The sequence below is a fragment of the Agrobacterium sp. 16-2014-1-2a genome (assembly GCF_053522705.1).
Genome location: NZ_JBNWBX010000012.1, coordinates 151867 through 162775 on the forward strand (window position 1 = coordinate 151867; position 10909 = coordinate 162775).

General features: G+C 58.8%; 7 protein-coding genes. 5 read left to right on the forward strand and 2 right to left on the reverse strand.

Annotated features, from left to right (window positions below; genetic code table 11):
- The first annotated feature begins 77 nt into the window (after positions 1–77).
- The 5 genes from ptsP (at position 78) to clpB (ending at position 8520) form a co-directional block, all read left to right on the forward strand.
- Entirely contained in the window at positions 78–2345 is a 2268-nt protein-coding gene (gene ptsP, locus ACQZ45_RS25515; RefSeq protein WP_004432101.1) for a phosphoenolpyruvate--protein phosphotransferase, read from the forward strand.
- A 28-nt stretch (positions 2346–2373) separates the two neighbouring features.
- The gene (gene prfA / locus ACQZ45_RS25520; protein WP_013762139.1) at positions 2374–3456 is read left to right on the forward strand and encodes a peptide chain release factor 1; all 1083 of its coding nucleotides are present in this window, start codon (positions 2374–2376) and stop codon (positions 3454–3456) included.
- Entirely contained in the window at positions 3453–4322 is an 870-nt protein-coding gene (gene prmC, locus ACQZ45_RS25525) for a peptide chain release factor N(5)-glutamine methyltransferase (RefSeq protein WP_025595184.1), read from the forward strand. The genes prfA and prmC overlap by 4 nt, the downstream gene beginning before the upstream one ends.
- Before the next feature lie 395 nt (positions 4323–4717).
- Positions 4718–5524 carry a DUF4167 domain-containing protein gene (locus ACQZ45_RS25530; RefSeq protein ID WP_004432110.1) on the forward strand — a complete coding sequence of 269 codons (807 nt, stop codon included), beginning with the start codon at positions 4718–4720 and terminating at the stop codon, positions 5522–5524.
- Between the two features lie 371 nt (positions 5525–5895).
- The gene (clpB, locus tag ACQZ45_RS25535; protein ID WP_025595183.1) at positions 5896–8520 is read left to right on the forward strand and encodes an ATP-dependent chaperone ClpB; all 2625 of its coding nucleotides are present in this window, start codon (positions 5896–5898) and stop codon (positions 8518–8520) included.
- Between the two features lie 68 nt (positions 8521–8588).
- Here the strand turns inward: clpB and ACQZ45_RS25540 are convergent, their stop codons facing one another.
- Positions 8589–10535, reverse strand: coding sequence for a M23 family metallopeptidase (locus ACQZ45_RS25540; RefSeq protein WP_004432116.1), 1947 nt, complete (start codon positions 10533–10535; stop codon positions 8589–8591).
- A gap of 193 nt (positions 10536–10728) precedes the next feature.
- Positions 10729–10909 (reverse strand): hypothetical protein (locus ACQZ45_RS25545; RefSeq protein WP_448742590.1); only part of this gene is annotated, 181 nt, incomplete at its 5' end.

A 10909-nucleotide genomic window follows, 5' to 3' on the forward strand; every position in this document is an offset into this window, starting at 1 on the left:
GCTATAAATTTTTTAAATGACGTTTTGATTCTCGAATATTATGACATTCGGATCGGAAGCGTCGGGGAGCAAACGCGATGAGAGACCTTTCTGCAGGTCCGCGCGTCCTGCTAAAGCGGCTGCGCGAAATGATGGCGGAGCACCTTGAGCCGCAGGACCGTCTGGACCAGATCGTCCGTCAGATAGCCAGCAACATGGTGGCGGAGGTTTGCTCGGTCTACGTGCTGCGTTCCGACAGCGTGCTGGAGCTTTACGCTACCGAAGGTCTCAACAAGGATGCCGTGCATCTTGCCCAGCTGAAAATGGGGCAAGGTCTTGTCGGTACCATTGCCGCTTCCGCCCAACCACTCAATCTTTCCGATGCGCAGGCGCATCCGGCTTTCCGCTATCTTCCTGAAACGGGTGAGGAAATTTATCATTCCTTCCTCGGCGTGCCGATTTTGCGGTCCGGTCGCACTCTTGGCGTTCTTGTGGTCCAGAACAAGGTCAGCCGAACATACCGGGAGGATGAAGTTGAAGCGCTCGAGACAACCGCGATGCTCATCGCTGAAATAGTGGCGAGCGGTGAATTGAAAAAAATCACCCGCCCCGGTGTGGAGCTGGACCTGACGCGTGCCGTTTCCATTGATGGCGATGCTTATGGCGAAGGCATCGGTCTTGGTCATGTCGTGCTGCACGACCCCCGAATCGTTGTCACCAATCTGCTGAATGAGGATGCCGATACCGAAATCCTGCGTCTTGCCGACGCGATCGGTTCGCTGCGCCTGTCGATCGACGACATGTTGCAGCGCCGCGACGTCCCGACCGAAGGCGAGCATCGCGAGGTTCTCGAGACCTACCGCATGTTCGCCCACGATCAGGGCTGGGTGCGGCGCATGGAAGAAGCTATCCGCAACGGCCTGACGGCGGAAGCTGCGGTCGAGAAAGTGCAGAGCGACACAAAGGCGCGCATGATGCGCCTGACCGATCCCTATCTTCGCGAGCGCATGCATGATTTCGACGATCTTGCCAACCGGCTGCTGCGCCAGCTGATCGGTTTCGGCGGTCGAAGCCCCGAGCATGATTTTCCACTGGACGCCATCGTTCTGGCGCGCGCCATGGGTGCCGCCGAATTGCTGGATTACCCGCGTGAGAAATTGCGCGGCCTAGTGCTCGAAGACGGTGCGGTGACGAGCCACGTCGTCATCGTGGCGCGCGCCATGGGCATTCCGATCATCGGGCAGGCGACGGGCATCGTCGCCCTCGCTGAAAATAACGATCCCATCATTATCGACGGCGATGACGGCCAGGTGCATTTGCGCCCGATGTCGGATTTGCAGCGCGCCTATGAGGAAAAGGTGCGCCTGCGTGCCAAGCGCCAGGAGCAGTTCCGCGCGCTTCGCAATGTCGAGCCGATCACCAAGGATGGCCAGAAGGTCAACCTCAAGATGAATGCGGGCCTTCTCGTAGATCTGCCGCAGCTCGAGGAATCCGGCGCCGATGGCATCGGCCTGTTCCGCACCGAGCTACAGTTCATGATCGCCTCCAACATGCCCAAGGGCGAGGAGCAGGAAGCGTTCTATAGGTCCGTCTTGCGGCAGGCCAAGGGCAAGAGCGTTACCTTCCGCACGCTGGATATTGGCGGCGACAAGGTCGTTTCCTATATGCGCGGCCAGGAAGAGGAAAACCCGGCGCTCGGCTGGCGGGCGATCCGCCTGTCGCTCGACCGCCCGGGTCTGATGCGCACACAGATGCGCGCGCTTCTGCGTGCTGCCTCAGGTGCTGAACTACGCATGATGTTGCCGATGGTGACGGAGGTTTCCGAAATCCGCGCGGCGCGCGATCTGCTTCAGAAGGAAGTGCAGCATCTTTCGAAATTCAGCCATGCGCTTCCGAAAAAGCTGCAATTTGGTGCGATGCTGGAAGTACCTTCGCTGATGTGGCAGCTCGATGAGCTGATGCAGGAAGTGGATTTCGTCTCCGTCGGTTCGAACGACCTGTTCCAGTTTTCGATGGCGGTCGATCGCGGCAATGCAAGGGTTTCGGATCGTTTCGACAATCTTGGCAAGCCGTTCCTGCGCATTCTGCGCGATATCGTGCGCGCTGGCGAAAAGCACCACACCTCGGTCACGCTTTGCGGCGAAATGGCAAGCAAGCCACTTTCGGCCATGGCTTTGATCGGCCTTGGTTTCCGTTCGGTTTCCATGTCGCCGACGGCGATTGGTCCCGTCAAGGCCATGCTTCTCGGGCTTGATGCCGCGAGCCTTGCCGATGAGCTGAACGCTGCGCTCGACGATCATAATTCGCTGGAAAGCGCGCGCGAGGTGTTGTTACGCTTTGCCGCGACGCATTCCATTCCCATTTAAAAGACCTGTTTCATAATCGGAGTGACTGGTGGCGAAGCTTCCCGTCGAAAAAATGCGCGAGTTGGAAAGGCGTTTCGGAGAGATCGAAGCGCGGATGTCGGCTGGTCCGGCAGCGGATGTCTATGTGAAGCTGGCTTCGGAATATTCCGAACTTGAGCCGGTGGTGAAAAAAGTCCGCGAATACGAAAAGGCGGTCTCCGAGGCCGCCGATCTCCAGGCGCTGCTTGCCGACAAGACGACCGACAAGGACATGCGCGATCTGGCGGAAATGGAGCTGCCGGAGGTCGAGGCCCGAATTGGCGAGCTTGAGAAGGAAATGCAGGTCCTGCTGCTTCCCAAGGATGCGGCGGACGAAAAAAGCGCCATCCTCGAAATCCGCGCCGGCACGGGCGGATCCGAAGCGGCACTTTTCGCCGGCGATCTGTTTCGCATGTATGAGCGCTTCGCTTCAGCCAAGGGCTGGAAAGTTGAAGTTCTTTCCGCAAGCGAAGGCGAGGCGGGCGGTTACAAGGAAATCATCGCCACGATCAGCGGGCGAGGGGTGTTTTCCAAGCTGAAATTCGAATCCGGCGTGCACCGGGTGCAGCGCGTGCCGGAAACAGAAGCGAGCGGCCGCATCCACACCTCGGCAGCCACTGTTGCCGTGCTGCCGGAGGCGGAGGATATCGATGTCGAAATTCGCCCGGAAGACATTCGTATCGACACGATGCGCGCTTCGGGCGCAGGCGGCCAGCACGTCAATACCACTGACTCCGCCGTTCGCATCACCCATCTTCCGACGGGTTTGATCGTTACCAGTTCTGAAAAGTCGCAGCACCAGAACCGCGCCAAGGCCATGCAGGTTCTGCGTTCGCGTCTTTACGACATCGAGCGCCAGAAGGTGGAAAGCGAGCGTTCAGCCGACCGCAAGAGCCAGGTCGGTTCCGGCGACCGTTCCGAGCGTATCCGCACTTACAATTTTCCGCAGGGGCGGGTCACTGATCACCGCATCAACCTGACCCTCTACAAGCTCGACCGGATGATCGAAGGCGAGATCGACGAGCTTGTCGACGCGCTGATTGCTGATTATCAGGCCGGTCAGCTTGCCCAGCTTGGCGAACAACAGCTTTGAGTGGCGGCGCTGACGGGACCGTTTCGACCGAGCTTGCCGCAGCCCGCAAACGGCTGCAGGCGGCGGGCATCGCCGATCCGCTGCTTGATGCGCGCCTGCTGGTTGCCGACGTTACCGGTTTTTCACTGACCGATTTCGTGATGAAACCGGACCATCCCGTCACGCGGGAAGAAAGCGCCCGCATTGCCGCCATGGTCGAAAGGCGCGCAGGCGGAGAGCCAGTCCATCGCATTCTCGGCCATCGCGAATTTCACGGGCTCGATCTTCTTTTATCGACGGAGACGCTCGAACCCCGCCCGGATACGGAAGTTCTCGTCGATACGCTGTTGCCTGCGTTGAAAAAAATTGTTGCCGACAAGGGCAGTGCGCGCATTCTGGATCTGGGTACGGGCACGGGTGCGATCTGTCTGGCGCTTCTCAAGGAATGTCCGGAAGCAACTGGCGTCGGCAGCGATATCTCCGCCGATGCGCTGGAAACCGCAGCGAAAAACGCTGCCCGAAATGGTCTCGCCTCGCGTTTTGAAACCGTGCGTAGCGACTGGTTCAAAAAAATCTCTGGCAGGTTTGACATAATTGTGTCGAATCCGCCTTATATAAGAAGTGACATCGTCACAACGCTAGACCGAGAGGTTCGCTATCACGATCCGATGGCGGCGCTGGACGGAGGTCAGGACGGCCTTGCACCGTACCGCCTCATCGCTGCCGACGCAGGCCGCTTTCTTGTGGAAAACGGGATTGTCGGTGTGGAGATCGGTTTCGATCAAAGGCTTGATGTTTCCGCTATATTTGCTTCCCACGGCTTCTCTCTTCTCGACGCCGTGAAGGATTATGGCGGCAACGACAGAGTTTTGACCTTCCGGAGATAGTTGTTCGCGATACGTCTGCGGATTATTTGCAAGGATATTTTGCACAGCAAAAGAAAAGGCTTGGATTTCCGCATGAAGCGGGATAGTTTGCCGCCACATGCCGGGTGGCTTAGGACGAATTTAGATTCGTCAGGGTATGGGTCAGTCCCGAAGCGGGTTCTTTTGAGAACCCTGAAGGCTGGGCGTTTCCGGCATGTGAATCAGTAAACTTTGTTCGCAGGTGGCTCGTTGCAGCATTTTGCGCGACCGGTCGTCATACGCGGGGTCTTGTCTGGGGTTATCTCCAGCAGGGCGCGTAATGGAGCAATTTCAGGAAAAGTTTCCAGCGGTTTTCCGCCCGGAATTGCATGAAAATAACCAGATTGTCAGCAAAACAGAATTCAGGTGAGCAATTGATGAGGCCAGGACAGCAAAACAAGCGCGGCCGGGGGCGTGGAAGCAACAACAACAATAACAATGGTGGCGGTAACAACAACAACTTCAACCGCAAGGGCGGTAACCCGCTCACCAGGACTTATGACAGCTCCGGTCCCGATGTTAAAATTCGTGGCACAGCCCAGCACATAGCGGAAAAATACGCCACCCTTGCGCGGGACGCGCAGAGTGCTGGCGACCGTGTGATCGCTGAAAACTATCTGCAGCACGCTGAACACTACAATCGTATCATCGCCACCGCTCAGGCCCAGATGCAGGAGCGTTTCCAGCGCGACGACCGTGGCGAATACAATGCTTCGGATGCCGACGATATGGATATGAACGACGGTGACGATGGTGCACCGCAGCAGCAGTTCGAACAGCCGGAACGGGTTCAGCAGCCGGAGCGCCAGGAACGGCAGGAGCGCACCGAGCGTTCCGAGCCGCGTCAGGAACGTCGTGAGCGCCCGGACCGCCGTGAACGGCAGGAGCGCCAGCCGCGCCAGCCGCAGGCTTCGGACGAACGGCAGCAGCCGGTATACGACGCCAGCCAGGCGCCTCAGCCCGTCATCGAAGGCACGCCTATGGAAGTGGCCGTCGAGGAACAGCAGCAACAGACGGAAGCGCCAGCGACTGAACGCGCACCAAAGGCCCGCCGCGCCACTGGCCCACGCCCGCGTCGCCCGCGCCGCGCCGCAACCGCGGAAGGTGCTGAGGGTGCCGAAGGCGGAGATACGCCAGCCGGTGATGAGGCAACACCTGCCACGCTCGAAAACGCTGCTGAATAAGCAGGGTTTTCAAAATACCACGCGATTGAAAAAACTCCGGCTTGCCGGAGTTTTTTTGTTTTTGGGGTCGGGTGTAAAAGCTTGGGCGCTTTTCGAAGGGGGCAATCGCGGCAAACAGTCGTGACGCTTATCAAGTCCGGCTAAAATTTCCCCGGCAGTCGTTTTCCTCCCCTTTAAACCGATGAAAATGCCTCCCATATTCGTGCGGTAAGGACGGATGCCGCATGCAGCGGTAACCGTCCATCAAGAGGCGGCAATCGTGAAATCTGTAAAACGCGACTGCCGTAGCGGGGCTTGCCTTTGAGGGAGCCTCAACCCAAACACCCGGATCCGTGCCGAAAGCGGGCGGGCCGGTATATGGAGGTTCGACTATGAATATTGAAAAATACTCCGAGCGCGTTCGCGGTTTTCTGCAATCGGCGCAGACGTTTGCGCTTGCGGAAAATCACCAGCAGTTTTCTGCCGAACATGTGCTGAAAGTTCTGCTTGATGACGAGCAGGGCATGGCAGCATCGCTGATCGAGCGGGCTGGCGGCGACGCCAAGGAAGTGCGCTTGGCCAACGATGCGGCACTGGCGAAATTGCCCAAGGTTTCCGGCGGCAATGGCGGCCTTTCGCTCACGGCTCCACTTGCGAAAGTGTTCTCGAATGCGGAAGAACTCGCCAAGAAGGCTGGTGACAGTTTCGTCACCGTCGAGCGTCTTTTGCAGGCGCTGGCGATCGAAAACTCTGCTTCGACCTCGGCGTCCCTGAAAAAGGGCGGCGTGACGGCGCAGGCACTTAATCAGGTCATCAATGAAATCCGCAAGGGCCGCACGGCTGACAGCGCCAATGCCGAACAGGGCTTTGACGCGCTGAAGAAGTTCGCGCGCGACCTGACGGAGGAAGCCCGCGAAGGCAGGCTCGACCCGGTGATTGGCCGTGACGACGAAATCCGCCGGACCATTCAGGTGCTTTCACGCCGCACCAAGAACAATCCCGTGCTGATCGGTGAACCCGGCGTCGGTAAAACGGCGATTGCCGAAGGTCTTGCGCTGCGCATCGTCAATGGCGATGTGCCCGAAAGCCTCAAAGACAAGAAGCTTATGGCGCTGGATATGGGTGCGCTGATCGCTGGCGCGAAGTATCGCGGCGAGTTCGAGGAGCGCCTGAAGGCGGTCCTGAACGAAGTGCAGGCGGAAAATGGCGGCATTATCCTGTTCATCGACGAGATGCACACGCTGGTCGGTGCCGGCAAGGCCGATGGCGCCATGGATGCGTCCAATCTGCTGAAGCCCGCTCTTGCCCGAGGTGAACTGCACTGCGTTGGCGCCACCACGCTGGATGAATATCGCAAGCACGTGGAAAAGGATCCGGCCCTTGCCCGTCGTTTCCAGCCGGTGCTCGTAGATGAGCCGACCGTTGAGGACACGATCTCGATCCTGCGCGGCCTGAAGGAAAAATACGAACAGCACCACAAGGTCCGCATTTCGGATTCGGCCCTGGTTGCAGCTGCAACGCTTTCCAACCGCTACATTACCGACCGGTTCCTGCCCGACAAGGCAATCGACCTGATGGACGAAGCCGCTTCGCGCCTTCGCATGCAGGTGGATTCCAAGCCGGAAGAACTGGACGAACTGGATCGCCGGATCATTCAGCTCAAGATCGAACGCGAAGCCTTGAAGCAGGAGACGGATCAGTCATCCGTCGACCGCCTGAAGAAGCTCGAGGACGAACTGGCCGACACCGAAGAAAAGGCCGATGCCCTGACGGCCCGCTGGCAGGCGGAAAAGCAGAAGCTGGGCCATGCCGCAGACCTCAAGAAGCGGCTGGACGATGCCCGCAACGAACTGGCAAGTGCCCAGCGTAACGGCCAGTTCCAGCGCGCCGGTGAATTGACCTATGGCATCATTCCGGGCCTCGAAAAGGAACTGGCTGCAGCGGAAGCGCGTGATAGCAGCGGTGCTGGCTCGATGGTTCAGGAAGTGGTGACGGCGGACAATATCGCCCACATCGTTTCTCGCTGGACCGGCATTCCTGTCGACAAGATGCTGGAAGGCCAGCGCGAGAAGCTGCTGCGCATGGAAGACGATCTTGCCAAGTCCGTGGTCGGGCAGGGCGAGGCCGTGCAGGCCGTTTCCAAGGCGGTTCGCCGTTCGCGCGCGGGTCTTCAGGATCCGAACAGGCCGATCGGCTCGTTCATCTTCCTCGGCCCGACGGGCGTGGGCAAGACCGAGCTGACCAAGTCGCTCGCCCGGTTCCTGTTCGACGACGAGACCGCGATGGTTCGCCTCGACATGTCGGAATTTATGGAGAAACACTCCGTTGCCCGGCTTATCGGTGCGCCTCCCGGCTATGTCGGTTACGAAGAGGGCGGTGCGTTGACGGAAGCGGTTCGCCGCCGGCCCTATCAGGTCGTGCTGTTTGACGAGATCGAGAAAGCGCATCCGGATGTGTTCAACGTCCTGTTGCAGGTGCTGGACGATGGCCGCCTGACGGATGGTCAGGGCCGCACCGTCGATTTCAAGAACACCATCATCATCATGACCTCGAACCTCGGTTCGGAATTCATGACGCAGATGGGCGACAATGACGATGTGGATTCGGTTCGTGACCTGGTGATGGAGCGTGTCCGGTCGCATTTCCGGCCGGAATTCCTCAACCGTATCGACGATATCATCCTCTTCCATCGCCTGCGGCGCGACGAGATGGGTGCGATCGTGGAGATCCAGCTCAAGCGCCTCGTCTCGCTTCTGGGTGATCGCAAGATCACGCTCGAACTGGATGAGGATGCCCGCAACTGGCTTGCCAATAAGGGTTACGATCCGGCCTATGGCGCACGTCCGCTGAAGCGTGTGATCCAGAAGACCGTTCAGGACAGGCTCGCCGAAATGATCCTCGGCGGCGAGATCCCGGACGGGTCGCGGGTCAAGGTGACCTCTGGCACCGACCGGCTGCTTTTCAAGGTCAAGCCCCCAAAGGGTGAGGCCGAGACTGAAACCGCCGATGCGGCATAAAACGAAAGGGCTCCGGTAACGGAGCCCTTTTTCGTATAGCGGTCCCTATGGTCACAACGCCCTGCGGACTAGCGGCTCGCCACCTGATTGGGTTTTTCTTCGATGTTGAGTAGATTGTCGATCCGCTTTCTCTCGTCGGAGAACCGCGCGAGCGCGACGCCGGAAAGCGATTTGCCGCCTGGCAGCCGCACTTTCATCGCGTCCACTTTCGTGCCGTTAACGATCAGCTCGTAATGCAGATGCGCGCCGGTCGAAAGGCCGGTCGAACCGACATAACCGATTACCTGGCCCTGCCGGACCTTTGAACCCTCGGTGACACCCTTGGCGATGGCGCTCTGGTGGTTATAGGAGGAGACGTAGCCATTGGCGTGGCGGATCAGGGTCTGGTTGCCGTAACCGGAGGCCCAGCCGGCCTTTTCGACAGTGCCGTTGCCTGTCGCGATGATCGGCGTGCCGCGGGCTGCCGCCCAGTCGGTGCCGGTATGCATGCGGCTGAATTTCAAAACGGGGTGGCGGCGCATGCCGAAACCTGATGTCATACGGCCGTTCGGAACCGGGTTGCGCAACAGGAACTGCCGGATGCTCTTACCGTTCTCGTCGAAATAGTCGATGCTGTTATCGTCCGGGTTCTGGAACCGGTAAAACCGCGTCTCGTTATCGCCGAACTTGGCGTTGACGTAGAGCAGTTCGGACTTGTCCGTCGCCTTGCCATCCGCATCTTCCACGGAGAAGAAGGCCTCCAGCGTATCTGCCGGTTTCAACTGCGCCTGAAAATCGACGCTGCTGGCCAAAAGCTTGATGAGCTGGGAGACCATGCCCTGATTCATGCCATAGGCCAGAGCCGCCCGGTAAACGCCATCGTAGACGCTGGGCAGATCGCGGCCGGCGGCCGGTGCCGGGGTGCTGTCAAAGGCCGTCGCCACCGCGTCGAGCTTCGGCGGTTCGCTGGCCTTGATGAAATTCTTGCGATCGTCCACGGCCATGGTGACCATGTGGCGACCCTTGCGGTAAAGGCTTACACGTACGATGTCGCTTTTGTCGTCTTCCTGAATAATGCCGACGCGGAGCACATCGCCGCTTTCGACATTGTTCGACTGGAGTTGCGGTGACAACAGGCCAGCGATTTCGGAGGATTGCGCCTTCGAATAACCCGCGCCGAATAAAGCGGCCTCGATGGTTTCGGTCTGGCGGGCAGGGATAACGTCGTCGGCATATTCCTTGACCGGAACCGAGGGCGATTGAGGGGTCGAAACCGACATATTCTGTTCGACGACACGTGCGGCAAGACCGGCGGTGATATCGACATCACCCTCATCATTATCGAAACGACGGGGGTCGATGTAATAGAGCGCTGCAAGCTGCTCGTTACCATCTGTCAGGATCGAGCCGTTCGAGCGCACTGCCTCCTCCACCTCGTCGAAGCTCAGGGAGCCGGCGAAGGGATACTTGGAGTGCTGGATCGGAAAGGCGACCGTTTTCAGGCTGACTTCGGATTCGACCTCGGAGCCGTAGATTGTGCCCGTGCGGCTCGGCGCCGGCGCCGGGGCGTCCTTGTCGTCACCGCTTGCGAAAATGTTCAGGGGATCGAAGGCGGGATAATCGTCCTGTTTGGCGTAATTGGACGCCAGCGGAATCTTGACGTGGGAGAAGGGAACCTTGCGGACCACTTCCTTGTCGCCCTCGTTGATAACGGTGGAGACTTCCATGATCGACCGGTCCGAGGGCCGGGCCGCAATATTGGGCGCAATGAGGCGTGTGCCGCGGCGTGCCGCTTCCGCGGTATTGTTGCCCATATCCGCCTTGGCGAAGGCCTCGGCCGGAATGGCAAGCTGCTGGCGGCCATCGAGAGCTGCAAAGAGCGCAACACCCATCAATATGGAAGAGGTAATGCCGGTAAGGAACGTGCCGGAAAGCCATCTGAGCGAAATCTCACGGCGATCGGGTGCACGGCGCCCTTCCGCCAGAATTGGCGGTTCCGTGCCTAGCGACCGGATCACGTTGCGATCCGCAGTCATACTAGCTGTGCCCCGTCGGTCATGCGCTCTCCAGAAACTTCAGGCGAAGGTGTGCAACTTTCAAAGCCGCGAGTCAAATTGATCGGCACCCTCAAGAGATATGCCGGCAACAGGCTCGCGCGCGTGCCCGCATTAACGTTTTGTTGGCAAAGCAATTAGCGAGGAGTCGGGCCAAAACAAGGCGCAGCACCATTCATATGGGTTGAGGCTGCATTCCCTTGTTGAAAATCGGTCCGTTGGTGGAGGCCAATGGGAGGCAGAATCCCGAAAAATCAAAACTATCCTTTAAAATCAATACTTTGAATGTTTTTTTTAGAATTTGTATTTTGGTGTGTTGACTTGTTTGAGGGTGATCTCTTATAAGTCCGCTCACT